The following is an 18,827-nucleotide window of genomic DNA, read 5'->3' on the forward strand; positions in this document are numbered from 1 at the left end:
CGGCGATCGCCGACGGCTACGCCACCGTGGTGGTCGCCGACCCCACCCTCGACGAGCAGCGCCGTGACGCTGTCGTCGCGGAATTGCTCGAGACCGCGAGGCGCAGCACCGCCGGGCAGGTCAGCTCCCGTGCGCAGGCACTGGCGCATTCTGCGGCCGACGACGCCAGAGCCCGACACGAGCAGGCCGAGAAGCAGCGACGAGAACGGGAGCGGGAACAAGAGCGGGAACAGGCGAGCCGAGCTGATGCAGGTGGCGCGGGTGATGCAGCTGGCACCGACGATGCGGGTGGTTCGGGCGATGCAGGTGGGTCAGGCGAGCCCGAACCTGCTGGGCCCGAACCTGTTCCGCCGGGGCCGCCGCCGGTACCGGTGTCGGAGAACCCGGAGCTGAACCGTTTCGACGTTCATCCGCTTGCCAATGGTCGTTATCAACTCGGCGGCAACGTCGACCGGTTGCTGGCCGAAAAGCTGCTCACGGCGTTGTCGCCGTTGACTGCCCCGCGCCCGGGTCCCGGTGGTGAACGCGACCCGCGTGGTCCGTCGAAGCGGCGGGCCGACGCGCTCGATCAGATCCTCGACCGGCACCTCCGCGGCACCAGCCGCGGATCGGCGGGCGGATCGCGAGCGTCGGTACACCTGATCGTCCCGCTGCGGGAGTTGCTCGCCGACCGCGGACACACGCAATCGAACAGCGCAACAACGAGTTCGAGGGCATCCGGTACCGGCGGCAACTCACGGGCCGGTGATACCGATACGGGTCCCGTTGCCGACGGTCACGACGGCACGAGCAATGCCGGTTCCGATGCCAGTTCACGGACCGGCGATGCTGGCGTCGGTCCCGATCGTGGCAACGGTCGTCGCGTCAGCGGGAACCGCGCTGATGCCGGCGACGACTCAAGGACCGGCGATACCGACACGCCTCCCCTTGCTGGCGCTGACGTCGGGCACCACGTCCGTGAGACTGCCGGTGCTGGTTCCAATTCCAGTTCACGGACCGGTGATTCCCGCAGCGATCGTGTCGGTCCCAGCACTGGAGCCGGTGAACATCGCGGGCAGAAGTCTGCGCCCGAGCCCGGTGATGCCGAGTGGCCGTTCCACTTCGACTGGACCGGGCCGATCAGTCGCTTCCTCGCCGAACTTCTCACCTGCGACGCCGACCTGACCCCCGTCATCGTCGACCACCACGGCGTCCCGCTCGCGCTCGGCCGCACCACCCGGCTCGCCAGCGACGACCAACGCATCGCTCTGACCATCCGCGACTCCTGCTGCGTGATGTGCGGCCGCCCCGCACAGTGGTGCCAAGCCCACCACGTGAAATTCTGGGAACACGGCGGCCGCACCGACCTGAACAATCTCGCGCTGGTCTGCGGAGAATGCCACCGTCTCGTCCACCACGGCGACTGGCAACTGTTCATGGGCGACGACGGACACCCCTACGCCATCCCACCCGAATCCATCGACCCCGCGAGACGGCCCATCCCCAGCTATCACCGACGAAAACGTCGCGCAGCCTGACAACAGGTCAGCTGCGCAGCTCACGCTTGAGCAATTTTCCGCTCTGATTGCGCGGCAATTCGTCGACGAAGGTGACGGTCTTGGGCACCTTGAACGGCGCTATCCGACCCTTCACATGGTCGATCAGCACCTGCGACGACAACTCACTGCCGTCCTTGAGCACGACAACAGCCGTCACCGCCTCGATCCACCTGTCGTCGGGCGTCCCGATCACCGCGACCTCGGCGACCGCCGGATGGGTATAGATCGCATCCTCCACCTCGCGTGACGCGACGAGAATGCCGCCGGTGTTGATGACGTCCTTGATCCGGTCGACCACGGTGATGAAACCCTCGGCGTCGCGTGTCACCAAGTCACCGGAATGAAACCACCCATCCGAGAACGCATCTGCCGTCGCCTCCGGCTTGTCCCAGTAGCCGTCGCACAGCTGAGGAGAACGGTAGAGAATCTCCCCGGGCTCGCCGTCCGGCACATCGTTGCCGTCGGCATCGACGACGCGAGTCTCGACGAAGAACACCGCACGTCCGCACGACGCCGGCCGCGCCTCGTGCTCCTCGGGCTGCAATACCGTTGCCAACGGACCGATCTCGGACTGCCCGAAGCAGTTGTAGAACTCGATGTCCGGGTACCGCTCACGTAGCCGAGTGAGCACGGTGACGGGCATGATCGACGAACCGTACTGTGCCTTCTTCAGCGACGAGAGGTCGCGCGTGGCCAGGTCGGGGTGATTGGCGAGCGGAACCCACACCGTCGGTGCCAGGAACAGAGACTTGATCTTCTCCTCTTCGATGCGGCGCAGGATCTCCGGGACGTCGGGCCTGCGCATCAAACGGACCGTGGCACCCACCGACAGATACGGCAGCATGAACACGTGCATCCCCGCCGAGTGGTACATCGGCATCACGAGCAGCGGATCGTCGTCCTGGGTGAACCCGAGCGCGATGACACACGAGACGTACTCCGCGACGAGTGCGCCGTGAGACATCATCGCGCCCTTGGGTTTCGACGTCGTTCCCGAGGTGTAGAGCAACTGAGCGAGGTCGGTCGAATCGGCGGCGGGTTCGAGTTCGGAGCCGTCGCCGTCCGTGCCCAGTACATCGGGAAGTGAGATCACGTGCTCGATCGTCAGGTCTCCACGAACGGAGTCGAGGGTGGCCGTCAACGCCGGGTCCACGAGAACCACACGGGAGCCCGACTGGTCGAGCAAGTACCGCAATTCGTCGCCCACCAGCGCGTAGTTGATCGGAACGTGCACCAATCCGGCTCGCGCACAAGCGAGGAACGCGACGACGTACGCGTCCGAGTTGACGCCGTACGCCGCCACGCGGTCACCCTTGTTCAATCCCAACGCGATCAGTCGTCGGGCGGCGCGGGTGACCGCGGTATCGAGTTCTCCGTATGTGTGGCTGCGTCCCTCGAAGGTCACGGCGAGACGGTCAGGAAATTTCGCGGCCGACCGTCGCAGGACGCCGTCGACGGTGTTCACTCGTGTTCCGCTGCTCATCACCCGACGTTATAGGACGTCCAAGCATCTCGTCCCGTGTTTGGCTGCCCTTACGGTTCGCGCAGCGTCAGCGGGGCATGCGGCAAGGCATGAAGACGAAACAAGCACTCGACAGCCTCGAATCGGCGTCCTTTCTCGACGGTGCCGGCAACGCGATCAACGGCGTTCTCGCGCCCGCCCTCGACGACAGCGCCGTCGGTGGCGCACTGAGGGGACGGTGGATCGGTCACCCCATCCACCCGGCTCTCGTCAACGTCACCATCGGCAGCTGGACGAGCGCAGTCGCCCTCGACCTGATGAATCACCAATCGAGGGCGAGCAAGCTGGTCATCTCCCTCGGGCTGGCATCCGCACCGGCAGCCATCGCCACCGGCTGGGCGGACTGGTCGACGATGAACACCCGCCAACGACGCGTCGGGATGATCCACGCGGCCTCCAACGCGACCGGCGTCTTCCTCTTCCTCGGCTCGTACATACGTCGCCGGAACCAGACCGATGGCATCGCCAAGGCGCTGGCTGCGGCCGGTCTGGCTACAGCCAGCGTCGGCGGCCTCATCGGAGGCCACCTCGCCTACAGCTCGACCGAGCAGGAACCGACTCCAGCAGGCAAGCACAGCATTGGCCGGTAGTTCAGCAGTTGCTGGGCTCACCGATCTTCACCGCGGACAGCAGAGCATCCCCCTCACCGATCAGCGTCCCTGCGGGCGGATCCTGCGCCACGACAATCCAGTTCGAGTCGTTGACCTGCATCCGACCTTCGCCGGAGGCATCGGCGCTGCGGGAGTAGAAGACACCGGCTGCCTGGATCGCATTCTGCGCGGACTGCAAATTCATGCATACGACCGGAGGCATGGCAACGAGGACCGGCGCGGCCGGCTCCGATGCGGACGGCTCGGGCGCAGTGGTGTCCGGAAGGACGATCCTGTCGACCGACGTCGGCGCGATAGCCGCTGGGGTTGCCGTTGCCTCGACGGTCACCGTCCGGACTTCGGTGCGCACTTCGGGTTCGGTGGAGTCCTGCGATCCGCAGCCCGCGAGGACGATCGCCGGGAGGGCGAGCACGATGGCCGATCGCACGCGGAAACGACTACTACTGGTCATGAATACCTTTCGACACGACCGATGGCCTGATGCAACCGGCGCCCATGTGAGATCGCCAGACCGGGAAGTCTGTTACTGCAGACGCACGAACGGCATTTCCGTACGGCGTACGGTAGACTGCGTCGGCCCCGGACGAACCAGCGTCGGGGGCGGCGAAAGGCGACCTCAGCGCACATGACCCAGGCCCAGCCGACCACCCCAGCCCAGCCATCCAGCAACGAACTGTCCACGATCATGGTTCGCGGAGCACGCGAGAACAATCTTCGCGACGTGAACCTCGACCTGCCCAAGCGCTCGCTCGTCGTGTTCGCGGGCGTGTCCGGGTCGGGGAAATCATCACTCGTGTTCGACACCATCGCTGCCGAAGCTCAACGGCAGATCAACTCCACGTTCACCGCGTTCGCGCAGACCTTCCTTCCGTCCTACGGTCGCCCAGACGCGGATCTGATCGCCAACCTGTCGGCCGTCGTGATCGTCGACCAGAAGCGTCTGTTCGGTGGCCCGCGGTCGACGGTCGGCACCATCACCGACATCGGTGACTGGCTGCGCATGCTGTGGTCCCGCGGCGTCACCCCGACGATCGGGTTCGCGAACGCGTTCTCGTTCAACGACCCGGCCGGCATGTGCCTCGAGTGCGAGGGGCTCGGTGAGGCGAAGGTCGTCGACCTCGGCGAACTCGTGGACGAGTCGAAGTCTTTGCGCGAGGGGCCGTTCCAGCATCCCGACTTCGAGGTCGGCAAATGGCCGTATCGGGTGTTCGCCGACTCGGGCCTGTTCGATCTCGACGTCCCGATCGAGCAGTACTCCGCCCGCGAGCGCCACATCTTCTTCGACGCCAAGCCCGGCGAGGTCGAAGTGCTGAACCCCGACGCCGTCATGAAGAGCTACGAGGGGATCGTGTCCCGGTTCCGGCGCAGCTACCTGGCGAAGGACGCCGATGCCCTCAAGGGCAAGGCCAAGCTCGCGTTCGAGCGCATCGTCACGCGCGGCGTCTGCGAGTCCTGCGGCGGCTCCCGCTACAACGAGGCCATCCGCGGCGCAACCCTCCAGGGCCTGTCTCTGCCCGACGCGTTCGCGATGCAGGTGTCCGAACTCGCCGACCGCATCGACGGCTGGCAGATCAACGGACTGGGGTCCGTCACCGCCGAAATCGTCACGCAGCTACGAAGGCTCGTCGATCTCGGTCTGGGCTACCTCAGCCTGGACCGGGCGACGTCGTCGCTGTCGGGCGGTGAATCCCAGCGCATCAAGATGGTCCGCCACCTCGGAGCCACCCTGAACGACATGCTCTACGTCTTCGACGAACCGACCACAGGCCTCCACCCCCGCGACGTTCACCGCCTCGACGACATGTTGCTCGCGCTGCGCGACAAGGGCAACACCGTCCTCGTCGTCGAGCACGACCCCGAGGTGATGGCCATCGCCGACCGCATCGTCGAGATCGGCCCCGGCGCGGGAAAGGCAGGCGGCACAGTCGTGTTCGAGGGCACTTACGACGAACTCCGCCGCGCCGACACCAGGACCGGCGCCGCGCTGCGCCGCGAGGGCGTCGAATTGCGTACTCCCCGTGCGCCTTCGGGCTGGCTCAGCATCACCGGTGCGAGCACGCACAACCTGCGCGACGTCAGCGTCGACGTGCCGCTCGGAGTGCTGACCGCCGTCACCGGCGTGGCGGGTTCCGGCAAGTCGAGCCTCATCCACGGCCACCTCCGTGAGGCCGCGCCGGACGCCGTCATCATCGACCAGGCACCCATCCGCGGATCGCGTCGCTCCTCCCCCGCGACCTACACCGGTCTGCTCGACCCGATCCGCGCCTACTTCGCCAAGAAGACCGGCCAGCCGCCGTCGCTGTTCTCGCCCAACTCCGACGGCGCATGCCCCGACTGCCAAGGCAGTGGCGTCATCTTCACCGACCTCGGGTTCACCGACCCGGTGACGAGCACCTGTGAGACGTGCCAGGGCAGGAGATTCCGTTCGGGCGCGATCCGGCATACCGTCGACGGCATCAGCATCGCCGACATCTTCGAGATGTCCGTCGAGGACGCTCAGGACTTTTTCGAGGTCAAGAAGATCCGTGACATCCTCCGCCGGTGCCGGGACGTCGGGCTCGGCTACCTCTCGCTCGGCCAGAACCTGTCCTCGCTCTCCGGCGGCGAGCGGCAACGGCTCAAGCTCGCCACCGAACTGGTCGGGTCGTCGCCGGTGCTGGTCCTCGACGAGCCGACGACCGGTCTGCACCCGTCGGACGTGTCGAACCTGATCGCGTTGCTGTCCGGGATGGTCGACGAGGGCAGGTCGGTGATCGTCATCGAACACAACCTCGACGTCATCGCCGCCGCCGATTGGGTCATCGACCTCGGCCCCGACGGCGGGCACAACGGCGGTCTGATCACCTTCACCGGAACCGTCGACGAACTGGTGGTCTCGGACACCCACACCGGCACGTACCTGGCACGGAGCCTGGGGCGCTGACCGCGACCCGATAGTGTTGGCGCTCCAGGAGACATCGGAAACTCAGGAGTGGCAGTGCAGCGTCGATCGGCACGAATGATCTCAGCCGGGTTCGCGGTCGTCGCGCTGGTCGCGACCGGCTGCGGCAGCACGACCACGGACTCCCCGCCGGCCGCCACCTCGGCTACGGCGTCGGGCGGGGAGTTCCCGAGGACGATCGCGTCGGGCTCGGACGGCGGGACCGTCACCATCGACGCGATGCCTCGTTCGATCGTCTCGCTCAGCCCGACGGCGACGGAGACCCTGTATGCCGTCGGGGCGGGTGAGCAGGTGGCGGCCGTCGACGATCAGTCGGACTATCCCGCCGACGCTCCGAAGACCGGGCTGTCGGCGTTCACGCCGAGCCTCGAGGCGATCGTCGCGTACGACCCCGATCTGGTGATCACCTCCACCGACCTCGGCCTCGTGACGTCCACTCTGGCCGAGGCGGGTATTCCGACGTTGCTGGTCCCGGCCGCGACGAGCCTCGACGACGCGTACTCCCAGATCGAACGCGTTGCGGATGCGACCGGGCACGACGCCGACGGCGACGCCGTGGTCGCGCAGATGCGGTCCAGGATCGACGCCGCGGTGGCGAGCGTTCCGGATCGTGATGAACCGCTGACGTACTTCCACGAACTCGACGACACGTTGTACACCGTGTCGAGCGCGAGCTTCGTCGGCCAGATCTACGGTCTGTTCGGCCTGACGAGCATCGCCGACGGCTCCGGCGCAGGCGACTACCCACAGCTGTCCGCCGAATCGGTGATCACCGCGGATCCCGATATCGTCTTCCTCGCCGACGCCCAATGCTGCGGCGTCACAGCCGAATCGGTCGCGGCTCGGCCGGGGTGGGGTTCGATGACCGCCGTCCGAGACGGCAGGATCTTCCCGATGGACGAGGACCTGTCGAGTCGGTGGGGGCCACGCATCGCGGACCAGGTGGAAGCCGTCGCCGCCGTGGTGCAGCAGATTCCGATGTGAACTCGGCGGGTGACCGGACATCGCGATCACCCGCCGCGCTCTACACGATGCTGTCGCGGTGCATCGCCTCGATCTCGTCGGCGCTACAGCCGATTTCGGTCAGCACCTGGTCGGTATCGGCACCGTGCTTGCGGCCGGTGTACCTGATCCGGCCGGGGCTGCCACCCATCCGCCACATGACGTTCTGCATGCGCACGGGGCCGAGGTCGTCGTCCTCGACGGTCGTCACCATTTCGATGGCGTTGACCTGGGGATCGGACAACAGGTCGCTCGGCTTGTAGACGGGAGCGACTGCCGCTCCGGCCTTCTCGAACTCGTCGATCACCACGTCCTTGGTCCGCTCGGCAATCCAGCCGCCGACGTACTCGTCCAGAAGGTCAGCATGGGCGGCGCGCTGACGCCCGGTGGCGAACCACGGTTCGTCCAGCACCTCCGGGTGACCCACCAGCACCAACACGCGTTCGGCTATCGAATTCGCGCTCGTCGAAATCGCCAACCAATGCCCGTCCGCGGTCTTGTACAGGTTTCGCGGCGCGTTGTTGCTCGACCGGTTCCCTGTTCGCTCCTGATCGATCCCCAGCTGATCGGCGTAGATGACGCCCGGCCCGACCGCAGCCATGATGGGGCTCAACAGATCCAGATCGATCTGCTGGCCCTTACCGCCGTTGTTGGTGCGGTGCAGCAGAGCCATCGAGACGGCAGACGAACCCGCAATCCCGGCGAGGGAATCGGCCAACCCGAACGCCGGAAGCGTCGGCGGCCCATCGGCTTCGCCGGTCAGATGCGCGAACCCACTCATCGATTCGACGAGCGTGCCGAAGGCAGGCCTCGTGGCGTACGGTCCGGTCTGACCGAAGCCGGTGACACGCAACAGGATCAATCCAGGGTTGAGCTCGGAGAGAACGTCGTATCCCAGTCCCCAGCGTTCGAGGGTTCCCGGCCGAAAATTCTCGACCACCACGTCGGCTTCTGCGGCGAGGCGACGAAAGATCGCTCCGCCGTGCGCGTTTCCGAGGTTCAGGGTCATCGTTCGCTTGTTGCGACTGATCATCGTCCACCACAGCGGATGACCGTCCTTGTCCAAGCCGTGTCCGCGCATACCGTCGGGCTTGGTGGGGTGCTCGATCTTGATGACCTCCGCCCCGAAGTCGCCGAGAATCTGCGCGACGAGGGGGCCGGCGAGGATCGTCGAGATGTCGAGTACCTTGATGCCCTCCAGTGGGCCCGTCACAGGTACGGACGGTGCAGGTAGCGGCCTGCGGGAGCACCGGCGACGGCACCGTCGGTGAGTACCCGCTGACCGCGGACGAACGTGTCGGTCACCTTGGCACCGAGCTCGAATCCCTCGAACGGTGTGTACTCCTGCGCCGACTCGGAATCCTCCGGACGGACGGTCCAGGTATGGTCCGGGTCGATCAGAGCGATGTCTGCGTCCATCCCGACGGCGATGTCTCCCTTGCCCGGTAGGCCGTAGCGCCGGGCAGGGTTGAGCGAGGTCAGCTCGGCGATGCGACGCCAGCTCAGGCCGCGCTTGCGTCCTTCGCTGACCAGTCCGGGCAGCAGGTACTCGGCACCGCCGAAGCCTGATTTCGCGGCGAAGATGTCGCCGCGGTCCTCGGCGAACTTCTTCTCGTCCTTGCAGCACGCGTGATCGCTGACGACCCAGTCGATGTCACCTGCGAGCAGGTGCTCCCACAGCGCTTCGACGTCGTCGCGCGGACGCAGCGGCGGGTTGACCTTGCCGCCGAGGCCGTAGGCGGTGTCGATATCGGCCAACAGGTGCCCGATGGTGACCTCACGGCGGAAGTTGACGTGCGGGAACGCCTTTGCCATCCGCATCGCCGCAGTCAACGCCTTGCGCGAGGACAGGTGCAGCAGGTTGATGTTGGGCAGCTGCGTCTCGTCCGCGAGGAACGACGCGATGGTGACGGCGAGGCCCTCCGAGTGCGGTGGCCGTGACGCGCTGTACGCAGCCAGGCCCTCGAGGGTGCCTTCCTCCTCGACGATCTTGGTGTACGCGCTCATGATCTCGGCGGTCTCGCAGTGCAGCGACAGCGAGATGTGATCGGCCTTGTCGCCCATCTGCTCCCGTGCCGCCTGGATGCCGCGCATCACGAACTCGAAGTGCGCCAGGTCGTAGCGCTCCCCCTCGGGCGTCATCAGGAATTCGCTCTGATCGGTCGACCGCCCGTGGAGCCCGTGGCTGCCGTAGAACATGAAGATCTTGAACGAGGTGACGCCGTGATCTGCGATGAGCGCAGGAATTTCGTCGATGTGCTCTTTCGACATCGGCGCGAGGTGGTACGCGTAATCGACGTAGGGACGTCCCTCGGTGGCGTCGAGGACCTTCGGGAACACGTCGGCGTAGGAACCACCGGTGTTCATGTAGTACTGGCCGGTCCGCATGTAGGACAGTGAGGTGGTCACGCCGCCCTGGACACACGCCCGCGACTCGGTCTCGGCATCATCGCCGAGCGAGTTGTAGATGCCCCAATGCTGGTGTGCGTCGACCACACCGGGGAATGCGACCTTGCCTGCCGCGTCGATGACGGTCTCTGCGGATGCTGCATCGATGTTCGCCTCGATACGGGTGAACTTGCCGTCTTCGATGAGCAGATCCAGAAACTCGCCCTCGTCGGGGGCGTCGGATCCTGGCCGAACTACGCGCGCATTGGTGATCAACAGCGTTGACATGATGGTCCTTTCGAGTTTCTTCACAAGAGTTCAGTGGTTCGGAGCGAGCTTGCCGCGAGGTACGCCAGTCCGAGTGCCGGCAGCAATCCGTTACCGGCGAGATACCCGGCAGCACCGTGGCCGGAGATGCCCATCGCGGCACCGCCCGAGGCGAACAGGCCGGTGATGGCCGACCCGTCGGTTCGCAGTACACGTGCGTTCTCATCGACGACGAGGCCGCCCTGCGTATGGAACAACGCGGGCACGATCTTGATGGCGGCATACGGCCCGGTGAGAGTGTGCTCGAAAGAGCTGCGGCCGAACGGGTCCGGAGCCTCTCCCGAGGCATACCTTTCCACAGCGTCGAGCTCCTCCGCCACTGCCGCAGGTGGGAGCCCTGTTGCGGCCGCAAGGCTATCGGCATCGTCGGCCCACACCGCAGCACCCGAGTCGACGGTCTGCTGGAAGTCCTTGAACGACAAACACTTGTCGTAGATCGCCCGGTCGATGATGATCCACCCCTCGGATCCGGGCCTGGACGCGAGCGTGGCCGCGTACTCGGAGTAGCCGGTCGTCTCGTCACCGAACCGACGGCCGTTGACGTCGAGCACTACACCGCCGTGCATCACCGTCGCCCAGCCGACGAGCGTCGTCGCCCGCTTGGAGAGCGCGGCGTGCCCCTGGTAGGCATCGAGATACGCCGAATCGGCACCGAGGCGACGCCCGATGGTGAGCGCGTCACCGGTGGAGTACTCACTGCCGTGATAGCGGGCCGCGGATATCTCCGGCACGTGCTCCCCGACCATCTCCGCGTTGGCACCGTAGCCGTTGGTGGCCAACAGGACTGCACGAGTAGGAACGACATCGACGCTGCCGTCGGGCATCGTGATCGTCACTCCGTCGACGGCCCCGTCGGAGTCGACGGACACGTCGGTCAGTCGCGCGGGTGTCAACATGTCGATGCGCGGCTCGTCGGCGACCGCGCGCGCAAGGTGCTCGAGCATCGCACTGCCGTGCCGGCCTTCGACAGTGTGGCAACGCAATTGCGAGTGCCCCGGGTACGAGAAATCGGTCACGAGGGTGAGCGGCAGCTTCACATGATCTGCGAGCCATTCCACCAGCGGGGCACTGACATCGGCCAGGGTGGACGCCAGCCGTAAATCGGCAGTGCCCTTGGTCTTGCGCAACACGTCGTCCAAGAACTGCTGCGGTGAGTCCTCGATTCCGGCCTCACGCTGCCATCGCGAACCCGCGCCTGGGATCATGGCGGTCGACATCGCGGTGTTGTTACCCCGCTTGAAGTGCGCACTGGCCTCGACCACCAGCACGTCGAGCCCGAGCTCGGCGGCTCGGAGAGCAGCAACGAGCCCGCCGCCCGCGCCTGCCACCACCAGGTCGGGTCCGTCCTCGCTCACGCGGTGACCTGCAGTTCGGATCGCAGACCGAGCAGCCGCAGTGCGGTGGCGGTCGGGTCGACCACCTGCGGCGACGCGGGTGGATCGACGAGATCGACGGCGGAGCACGCATTGATGGCGATGGTGCACCGGAGCTTGATCGCGTGTTCCGAGACCGCTCTCCCCCAGGCTCCGGTGTCGGCAATATCGTGCACACCGAGTCCGAGTACCTCGGTGGCTTCGGCGACGATCCCGTAGAACCCGAGTCGGCGGTCCATTTCCGCGGCGATGGCGTCGTTGCGCGCCAGTGCGCCGACCCGGTGTCCCTGGGACGCGTAGAACGATGCCGTCAACCGGGTCAGTCCGTAGAGCGGCCGCACGAACGAATCTGCCTCTTCGGCACAGGGATCGAGCACGCAGTCGGGCAGGAACCCGTCGGCTTCCGTCTCGTGCACGGAGCGAAACGCCGACGACATCACTTCCTCGGACCGTCTGATGTCGACTTCGGTGTCCAGTGCGCTGGGCGCGTCGGCCCCGATGTTGCGGAGCTCGACAGTGATCCCCGAAGGGGAAAGTTGGGCGTACCGATCCTGCCGCCGCTGCAGTTCTGCCGCGTCGACGTCGATCGGGGTGAAAGCCAAGAGGTGCATGTGGGGTGAACTCCTAAATCCCGAGGTAGGCAGCTTTGACCCGTTCGTCGTGTGCCAGTTCGGATCCGGTTCCGGTCAACACGATCGACCCGCTCTCGATGACGTACGCGCGATCGGAGATGGCCAGTGCCTGTGCTGCGTTCTGCTCGACGATCAGCACGGTGACACCCGAATCACGGATGCGGACGATCGCGTCGAGCACCTGAGCTGCGAGCTTGGGGGCGAGCCCGACCGACGGTTCGTCGAGTGTCAGTACTCGCGGCTTCGACATCATCGCGCGACCGATGGCGAGCATCTGCTGCTGACCACCGGACATGGTGTCGGCCCGCTGTTCTCGTCGTTCGGCCAGAATCGGGAACAGCGCGTAGACCTGGTCCAGGGATTCCTTCACACCGCTGCGCTTCTGGGTGTAGGCACCCATCTCGAGGTTGTCGGCGACGGTGAGGCTGCCGAACAGTGCTCGGTCCTGTGCCACGTGCACGAGCCCCGCTCGCACGATCCGATCCGCCCGCATGCCGTGAATGGCGTTGCCGTCCAACATGATCCTACCGCCGGAGGTGGACACCAGACCGGACAGTGCGCGCAGCGTTGTCGTCTTACCTGCCCCGTTGGCACCGATCAGGGAAACGATCTCGTGGCGGTCGACCGCGAGGGTCAACCCGTGCAGAATTTCCAGACGACGGTACCCGGCATGCAGGTTGTCGATTTCGAGCATCATGCTGTTTTCTCCTCACCGAGGTATGCCTCGACGACGCGGTCGTCGGCAACCACCGTGCGTGGGTCACCCGAGGTGAGCACGGCACCTTCGTGCATGACCACCAGACGCTCGGACAGGGCCATCACCGCAGCCATGATGTGCTCGACGAACAGCACCGTCTGGCCCTCCTGGTGCACTGTGCGCAGCAGTTCGATCATCGGCGCACGCTCGGCTGGGACCAGCCCGGCGAGAACCTCGTCGAGGAGCACCACACGTGGCTCCATGGCCAGTGCGCGCGCCAGCTCGAGTCGCTTCAATCCCGCCGTCGACATGGCCGAGACCTTGCCGCCGACCTGATCGGACAATTGCACACGATCGAGGACATCGAGGGCGTGACGCCGAGCATCCCTGCGCGACTTGCGCTTCGACAATGCGGCGATGGTGACGTTCTCCAGTACCGACATCGACTCGAACGGGCGCATCAGCTGGAAGGTGCGAACCAGCCCGGCGCGCGCGATCTTGCTCGCCGGCCAACCGGTGATGTCGGTACCGTCGAAGATCACTCGGCCGGTGGTCGGCGGCTGCTCACCCGACAGCAGGGAGAACAAGGTCGTCTTACCTGCCCCGTTGGGGCCGATGATGCCGAGGAATTCGTGCTCGGGCACATCGAGGCTGACGTCGCGCACCGCATGGATACCCGAGAAGGATTTGCTCAGGGATTCGATGCTCAACAGGCTCATCGGTTCCACCTCTCACGGATCGTGCCGAAGATTCCCTTGGGCAAGAAGATCACGATCGCGATCAGAATCACCGAGTACGCGGCAACGTCCAATCCGATTGTTCCCTGCAGGAATTCGAGGAAGGCGGGTGGGTTTCTCAGCAGCTCGTTGATCAACTCGGACAGCGGCCCGATCACGGCAGCGCCGATGACCGGTCCCCAGATCGTGCCGATGCCGCCGATGACGGCCGGGACGATCGCTTCGACGGAGACCGCCGAACCGAAGGCCTGTTCCGGGCCGACGAAGAAGTAGTACTGCGTGTAATAGACGCCTGCGACTGCGGTCAGAGCACAACTCGCCGCCACGGCGATCAGCCGATACTTCATCGTGTCGATACCGAGTGAGGCTGCCGCGGTTTCGTCGTCGCGGGTGGCCTGGACGAACTGCCCGGCCCGCGAGCGGGTGTAGAAGATGGTTCCGAGAACGGCGAGGGCCAGGATGACGAGGGGAATCCAGACGTAGTTGGGGCTGCCCTTCTCGAACTGCAGCATCCACCACGAATCACGAGGCAGGATGGGCACATTGAATCCCTCGGTCTTGTTGAAGACTTCGAGGTTCTGCACCAGCAGCAGGAACATCTGCGCGAAGGCGAACGTGGCCAACGCGAAGTAGGAACCGGCGAGCCGGTAACGCAGACACAGGTACGCGATGAGGGTTCCCACCACCGCCGAGATGATCGCCGCGACGACCATCGAGATCCACGGCGAAACGCCGTGTTCGACCAACAGATATGCACCGGTGTACGCACCGATTCCGAAGAAGGCGGCGTGGCCGAAGCTGAACATGCCACCGAACCCGCTCATGATGTTCCATGCCACGGCCATCACGGCGAAGATCAGCGTGCGAACGGCAACCGTCTGCGCCTGCTCACCGAGCAGCAGCGGCAATGCCGCCACTACGACGAAACCGATGGCGAGCGTGATCAATTGGCGACGAAGCCAGGTGTCCTTCAACCGTGGATCGTCCGACACCGGGGTGGGTGCGGTCGTTGTCGTTGTCATCGGCGAGCTCCGTACAATCCTTCGGGCTTGAGAAACAGGACGAGAACGAACACCGCGAACACCAGGATCAACGAGCCGGTTCCCGGTAGATACAGCGCGCCGACGGTCTGCACGAGGCCGATGACGAGGCCACCGACCATGGCTCCCACGACGCTTCCGAGTCCGCCCAGGACGACGATGACGAACGCCAGGATGGTGAACTGTTCTCCGACCGACGGCGTCAGACTGGTGAACGGCGTCATCAAGCCGCCGGCGACGGCGACGCAGGCTGCACCGATACCGAAGGTGAGCGCGTAGACCCGACCGATGTCGACGCCGACCAGCTTGGCGCCCTCGGAGTTGGATGCGACTGCGCGAATGGACAATCCGAGCGGCGTCCGCTTCAGTACCGCGGTGAGCGCGACGGCGACCAGAGCAGCCCCGATGAATGCGATGACTCGCGGCCACGACGCGACGGCACCCAGCACGTCGAGGGAACCCTCGATCGGTGCCTGCACCGACTGTGGTCGTCCGCCGAAGATCATCAGCAGCACGTTTATGATCAGCAGCGACAGGCCGAGGGTCACCAGGAGTGGGCCGTCGTGACTACCGCTGATGGTCAATTTCGTCAGCAGCGTTGCCTGCACGACCATCCCGAACAGGAACATCACCGGAACGGCGAGCAACGTTGCGACATAGACCGGCAGACCCGCGTTGGACAGGGCGTACACGATGTACATCGCCATCGTCAGCATCGCGCCCTGGGCGAAGTTCACGATCCCGAGAACGCCGAAGATGAGCGTCAGTCCGACGGAGATCAGTGCGTACACGCCGCCGAGCAGAAGTCCGGAGACGACCGACTGCGTGACCAAGCCCTGATCTTTACCACCGACGAGGTAGATCACCGCCATGATGACGACGATCGCTGCCGCGACCGGGATACCAGGGTTGAGCCCGGCCAGACCTTTCTTACCCGTCCTCTCCGCAGTCGAGGTAGCGGCCGTCACTGGCCGGCTCCCACGGGGAACTCGAGTGCGTCCGTTGCGAACTCCTCGGGGAAGACCTGAGCGACTGCACCGTCGCGGACCTGCATGACGATGACGGTCGCGTTCTTGTTCTGCCCGGTCTCGTCGAACTCGATCGGTCCGCTGAACGCGAGGAGCGGGTCGTCGATCGAGACGCCGGAAATGGCCTCGCGCAGATCTTCCGGGTCGCTGGAGGCGCCGTCGTTCAGACCCGCCGCGATGACCTCGACCGCCTGGTAGGACAGCATCGCTGCGGTCTCCATCGGGCGTCCGTACTGAGCCTCGAACCGCGTACGAATGTCGGTGACGCGGTCACTGGTGGCGTCGTAGTGGTAGTTGGCGCTCAACACGCCGTTGCCGGCCGCGCCTGCATCGCTGGGGAACGAGCTGTCGTCGAACGCGCCGTTGGCAATTCCATAGACACCCTTGACGTTCAGGTTCAGCTGCTGCACCGCACGCGCGATCAACAAACCGTCCGGGTAGTAGCCGGTGGCGACGATGACGTCGGGATTCGATACCGCTGCCTCACGGACCTGAGTGGTGGCGTCGGAGAAATTGGTTGCGGGATAGGTGATTTCCTGCACCGACGAGATCCCCTGATTGGCTGCCTCGGCCTCGAATGCGTTGAAGACGCTGTCGCCGAAGGATCCCTCGATATGCAGGTACGACACTCGGTCGATGGCCTGGCCGGTCTGCTCCTCGATCGCGGCCAGTGCCTTGGCACCGTCGGTACCCATGCTGGAGGCGTTCGGCTGCATCCGGAAGGAGTACTGGTAACCCTGATCGAGGATCTTGTCGTCGACGGCCACGTCGATCACGAGCGGCACCCGAGATCGTTCGGCGACCGAGGCGACGTTCTGAGTGACGTCACTCTGGTACGTGCCGATGAGCGACACCGCGCCGTCGTCGATCAGTCGCTGTGCCTCGCTCTGGCCGACCTCTGCTTTGCCCTGGCTGTCACCCGACACCAACTCCAGCTGCCGACCGTCCAAGGACGAAATACCGCCTGCTGCATTGATATCGGCCACCGCGAGAGCAGCACCGTCGTTCATCAATCCGCCCACACCTGCCAGAGCTCCGGTGGTGGGATGAACCGATCCGATCTTGATGGGGCCGGAGTCGTCCGAGCCGGTGGAGGAACCACACGCTGCTGCACCCACGACTGCAACGGCTGTCAGCACACCTACGAGCTTCTTCATTGTCGAATCTGCCTTCCGCGCCCATCGGCGCCGAGTCGAACCACTGGGCGGAACCTACCGTTCCGCTGAGCGCACCATCAGATTGATGATTGATCTCGCTGAAATCGAGTATGGCACGCATCACGGCCTCAGAACAGGCCCTTCCGTCAATTTCTTGTTACGGGTATGGTTCGCTCAGCGGAACGCCTGCACATCCGAAAGGTGGCACTTATGGTCAGCAAGCCTGCACTGGAGACCTCGACCGGAACCGAGTCGGCCGATCGTGTCGCCGATGTACTGATCGCCTTCGCGCAATCCGACCGGGCGCTCGGCGTGTCCGAGATCGCCCGCACTCTGGACCTGAGCAAGGCTGTGGTGCACCGCATTCTGCAATCGCTTGCGTCGCGGTCGATCGTGCAGCCGGTCGCGGGCGAGTCGACCTATTCACTCGGCCCGGCGGCGATCGGACTCGGCACGAAGGCGTGGAGCCAGCTCGACGTTCGCTCCATCGCCGCTCCGGTGCTCCGCGCGCTGCGGGCGAATACACGCGAAACCGCAACACTGTCGGTGCTTGTCGGGCACCGACGCGTCTATCTGGATCAGTACGAGAGCCCTCAGGAGGTCAAGATGGTCGTTGAGATCGGGCCTCAGTACGCGCTGCACTCGGGTGCCTCGAGCCGAGCGATCCTGGCGTTCCTCCCCGATCGATTCGCGCAGGAAGCATTTCAGGAGCTCCGCAGCAGTTCCCCCGACGCCGACGAGACCCGCTTCCGCGCTCGCCTCGCCGAGATCCGCACCAACGGGTACGCAACCTCGACGAACGAACGAAACACCGGTGCAGCCTCGATCGCCGCTCCGTTCTTCGACGCCGCAGGGCACGTACTCGGATCGGTCAGCTCGTCCGGTCCAGCCTTCCGCTACTCCTCGTCCGCGGACGACGAACACATCGTGCACGCCGGTCAGGTTGTCGCGGCAGCCCAGTCGATCACCAGCATCCTGGAAGCGCGCGCAGCCCGATGATCCCTACCTCCGCCCGATCGTTCCTCTACGTCCCCGCGAACAAACCCGAACTGTTCGACAAGGCAGTGCGCGGAGACACCGACGCGGTGATCATCGATCTGGAGGACGCTGTTCCGTTGCCGGACAAGGATCGAGCGCGCAACGAGGTCGCGCAGTGGTTGGAGTCGACGCCGTCGACCGATACCCAGATCTGGATCCGAGTCACCCCCGAGTTCATGACGCAGGATCTGGAGGCCGTCGCCAGAACAGGCACCACCGGCATCATGGTGGCGAAGTGTTCGACCGAGTCACTGACACGTGCGGACCGTTTCCTCGAGATGCGCAACCTCCCCGACGTCGAGCTGATCGGCCTGATCGAGACCGCTCACTCCTTGCGCGCTCTGCCGGAGATGGCTCGGTGCAACAGAGTTCGAACGTTCGGGATCGGTGAGGTCGACCTGCTCGCAGACCTGCGGATCACCCGTTCGGAGTCCACCGAGTCGATGATCGACGCCATCCGCCTGAGCGTCGTGATCGATTGCGCTGCCGCAGGTCTGGCCGCGCCGATCGCTCCGACATCGACCGATTTCCGCGACCTGGACGGATTTGTCGCCACCACAGCACGTTTCGTGCAGATGGGGTTCCGCGGCCGGACGGCACTGCACCCGAGCCAGGTCCCGATCATCAATGCCGCACTCACGCCGTCGGCGGACGATGTCGCTGCGGCCCGTCGACTGGTGGAACTCTACGACGTGGCCCAGGGCGGTCCGACCGTGGACGACAGCGGCCGATTCGTCGACGAAGCAGTGGTGCGGGGCGCGCGAGAGATCCTCGCCCGGGCCTGAACTGGTCGAAA

Annotated in this window: 17 protein-coding genes; 6 read left to right on the plus strand and 11 right to left on the minus strand. The window is 65.3% G+C overall.

The genetic code is table 11. The features are described 5' to 3' along the window. Positions 1-1,517, plus strand: a 1,517-nt coding sequence (locus CH302_RS30755) for a DUF222 domain-containing protein (RefSeq protein WP_255139116.1), incomplete at its 5' end; no start/stop codon positions are given. A 7-nt stretch (positions 1,518-1,524) separates the two neighbouring features. Here the strand turns inward: CH302_RS30755 and CH302_RS27285 are convergent. Then, positions 1,525-3,021, minus strand: a complete 1,497-nt coding sequence (locus tag CH302_RS27285; protein ID WP_037190760.1) for an acyl-CoA synthetase — start codon at positions 3,019-3,021, stop codon at positions 1,525-1,527. An 89-nt stretch (positions 3,022-3,110) separates the two neighbouring features. Between CH302_RS27285 and CH302_RS27290 the strand changes: the two genes are divergently transcribed. Continuing rightward, entirely contained in the window at positions 3,111-3,650 is a 540-nt protein-coding gene (locus tag CH302_RS27290) for a DUF2231 domain-containing protein (protein ID WP_037190758.1), read from the plus strand. A 1-nt stretch (position 3,651) separates the two neighbouring features. Here the strand turns inward: CH302_RS27290 and CH302_RS30760 are convergent, their stop codons facing one another. Further along, positions 3,652-4,122 (minus strand): PASTA domain-containing protein, encoded by a 471-nt coding sequence (locus CH302_RS30760; RefSeq protein ID WP_230596271.1) that lies wholly within the window; start codon positions 4,120-4,122, stop codon positions 3,652-3,654. Positions 4,123-4,296: 174 nt separating this feature from the next. Between CH302_RS30760 and CH302_RS27300 the strand changes: the two genes are divergently transcribed. Beyond that, the gene (locus tag CH302_RS27300; RefSeq protein ID WP_052047670.1) at positions 4,297-6,594 is read left to right on the plus strand and encodes an ATP-binding cassette domain-containing protein; all 2,298 of its coding nucleotides are present in this window, start codon (positions 4,297-4,299) and stop codon (positions 6,592-6,594) included. A gap of 75 nt (positions 6,595-6,669) precedes the next feature. Beyond that, positions 6,670-7,596 carry an ABC transporter substrate-binding protein gene (locus CH302_RS27305; RefSeq protein WP_052047709.1) on the plus strand — a complete coding sequence of 309 codons (927 nt, stop codon included), beginning with the start codon at positions 6,670-6,672 and terminating at the stop codon, positions 7,594-7,596. Between the two features lie 40 nt (positions 7,597-7,636). Here CH302_RS27305 and CH302_RS27310 read toward each other — a convergent pair whose 3' ends face one another. From CH302_RS27310 to CH302_RS27350, 9 genes are read right to left on the minus strand one after another with little or no spacing between them, the layout of a single operon-like run. Beyond that, complete coding sequence (locus CH302_RS27310) at positions 7,637-8,827, minus strand: CaiB/BaiF CoA transferase family protein (RefSeq protein WP_037190752.1); 1,191 nt, start codon at positions 8,825-8,827, stop codon at positions 7,637-7,639. After that, the gene (locus CH302_RS27315; protein ID WP_037191075.1) at positions 8,824-10,290 is read right to left on the minus strand and encodes a dihydroorotase; all 1,467 of its coding nucleotides are present in this window, start codon (positions 10,288-10,290) and stop codon (positions 8,824-8,826) included. The genes CH302_RS27310 and CH302_RS27315 overlap by 4 nt, the downstream gene beginning before the upstream one ends. Before the next feature lie 20 nt (positions 10,291-10,310). After that, the gene (locus tag CH302_RS27320) at positions 10,311-11,684 is read right to left on the minus strand and encodes an FAD-dependent oxidoreductase (RefSeq protein ID WP_037190750.1); all 1,374 of its coding nucleotides are present in this window, start codon (positions 11,682-11,684) and stop codon (positions 10,311-10,313) included. Beyond that, on the minus strand, positions 11,681-12,313 hold the full coding sequence (locus CH302_RS27325) for a hypothetical protein (RefSeq protein WP_037190747.1): 633 nt from the start codon (positions 12,311-12,313) through the stop codon (positions 11,681-11,683). Before CH302_RS27325 ends, CH302_RS27320 begins: the two co-directional genes overlap by 4 nt. Before the next feature lie 13 nt (positions 12,314-12,326). Continuing rightward, the gene (locus tag CH302_RS27330) at positions 12,327-13,031 is read right to left on the minus strand and encodes an ABC transporter ATP-binding protein (protein WP_037190745.1); all 705 of its coding nucleotides are present in this window, start codon (positions 13,029-13,031) and stop codon (positions 12,327-12,329) included. Next, positions 13,028-13,750 carry an ABC transporter ATP-binding protein gene (locus CH302_RS27335; protein WP_037191073.1) on the minus strand — a complete coding sequence of 241 codons (723 nt, stop codon included), beginning with the start codon at positions 13,748-13,750 and terminating at the stop codon, positions 13,028-13,030. Before CH302_RS27335 ends, CH302_RS27330 begins: the two co-directional genes overlap by 4 nt. Continuing rightward, positions 13,747-14,790 (minus strand): branched-chain amino acid ABC transporter permease, encoded by a 1,044-nt coding sequence (locus tag CH302_RS27340; RefSeq protein WP_037190742.1) that lies wholly within the window; start codon positions 14,788-14,790, stop codon positions 13,747-13,749. The genes CH302_RS27335 and CH302_RS27340 overlap by 4 nt, the downstream gene beginning before the upstream one ends. Beyond that, positions 14,787-15,776, minus strand: coding sequence for a branched-chain amino acid ABC transporter permease (locus tag CH302_RS27345; RefSeq protein WP_052047669.1), 990 nt, complete (start codon positions 15,774-15,776; stop codon positions 14,787-14,789). Before CH302_RS27345 ends, CH302_RS27340 begins: the two co-directional genes overlap by 4 nt. Further along, positions 15,773-16,993, minus strand: a complete 1,221-nt coding sequence (locus CH302_RS27350; protein ID WP_037190739.1) for an ABC transporter substrate-binding protein — start codon at positions 16,991-16,993, stop codon at positions 15,773-15,775. Before CH302_RS27350 ends, CH302_RS27345 begins: the two co-directional genes overlap by 4 nt. 210 nt (positions 16,994-17,203) lie before the next feature. Between CH302_RS27350 and CH302_RS27355 the strand changes: the two genes are divergently transcribed. Both CH302_RS27355 and CH302_RS27360 read left to right on the plus strand, forming a co-directional pair. After that, the gene (locus CH302_RS27355; RefSeq protein WP_037190737.1) at positions 17,204-17,992 is read left to right on the plus strand and encodes an IclR family transcriptional regulator; all 789 of its coding nucleotides are present in this window, start codon (positions 17,204-17,206) and stop codon (positions 17,990-17,992) included. Further along, complete coding sequence (locus tag CH302_RS27360; RefSeq protein WP_037190734.1) at positions 17,989-18,816, plus strand: HpcH/HpaI aldolase/citrate lyase family protein; 828 nt, start codon at positions 17,989-17,991, stop codon at positions 18,814-18,816. Before CH302_RS27355 ends, CH302_RS27360 begins: the two co-directional genes overlap by 4 nt. The last annotated feature ends 11 nt before the right edge of the window (positions 18,817-18,827 follow it).

It is taken from the genome of Rhodococcus sp. 15-2388-1-1a (assembly GCF_002259145.1).
Lineage (GTDB): Bacteria > Actinomycetota > Actinomycetes > Mycobacteriales > Mycobacteriaceae > Rhodococcoides.

Excerpts from the sequence above, each read along its gene's own strand:
- CH302_RS27285 (WP_037190760.1), bottom strand. The coding sequence starts at position 3,021 with ATGAGCAGCGGAACACGAGTGAACACCGTCGACGGCGTCCTGCGACGG.
- CH302_RS27290 (WP_037190758.1), top strand. The coding sequence starts at position 3,111 with ATGAAGACGAAACAAGCACTCGACAGCCTCGAATCGGCGTCCTTTCTC.
- CH302_RS30760 (WP_230596271.1), bottom strand. The coding sequence starts at position 4,122 with ATGACCAGTAGTAGTCGTTTCCGCGTGCGATCGGCCATCGTGCTCGCC.
- CH302_RS27300 (WP_052047670.1), top strand. The coding sequence starts at position 4,297 with ATGACCCAGGCCCAGCCGACCACCCCAGCCCAGCCATCCAGCAACGAA.
- CH302_RS27305 (WP_052047709.1), top strand. The coding sequence starts at position 6,670 with ATGATCTCAGCCGGGTTCGCGGTCGTCGCGCTGGTCGCGACCGGCTGC.
- CH302_RS27315 (WP_037191075.1), bottom strand. The coding sequence starts at position 10,290 with ATGTCAACGCTGTTGATCACCAATGCGCGCGTAGTTCGGCCAGGATCC.
- CH302_RS27325 (WP_037190747.1), bottom strand. The coding sequence starts at position 12,313 with ATGCACCTCTTGGCTTTCACCCCGATCGACGTCGACGCGGCAGAACTG.
- CH302_RS27330 (WP_037190745.1), bottom strand. The coding sequence starts at position 13,031 with ATGATGCTCGAAATCGACAACCTGCATGCCGGGTACCGTCGTCTGGAA.
- CH302_RS27335 (WP_037191073.1), bottom strand. The coding sequence starts at position 13,750 with ATGAGCCTGTTGAGCATCGAATCCCTGAGCAAATCCTTCTCGGGTATC.
- CH302_RS27340 (WP_037190742.1), bottom strand. The coding sequence starts at position 14,790 with ATGACAACGACAACGACCGCACCCACCCCGGTGTCGGACGATCCACGG.
- CH302_RS27350 (WP_037190739.1), bottom strand. The coding sequence starts at position 16,993 with ATGAAGAAGCTCGTAGGTGTGCTGACAGCCGTTGCAGTCGTGGGTGCA.
- CH302_RS27355 (WP_037190737.1), top strand. The coding sequence starts at position 17,204 with ATGGTCAGCAAGCCTGCACTGGAGACCTCGACCGGAACCGAGTCGGCC.
- CH302_RS27360 (WP_037190734.1), top strand. The coding sequence starts at position 17,989 with ATGATCCCTACCTCCGCCCGATCGTTCCTCTACGTCCCCGCGAACAAA.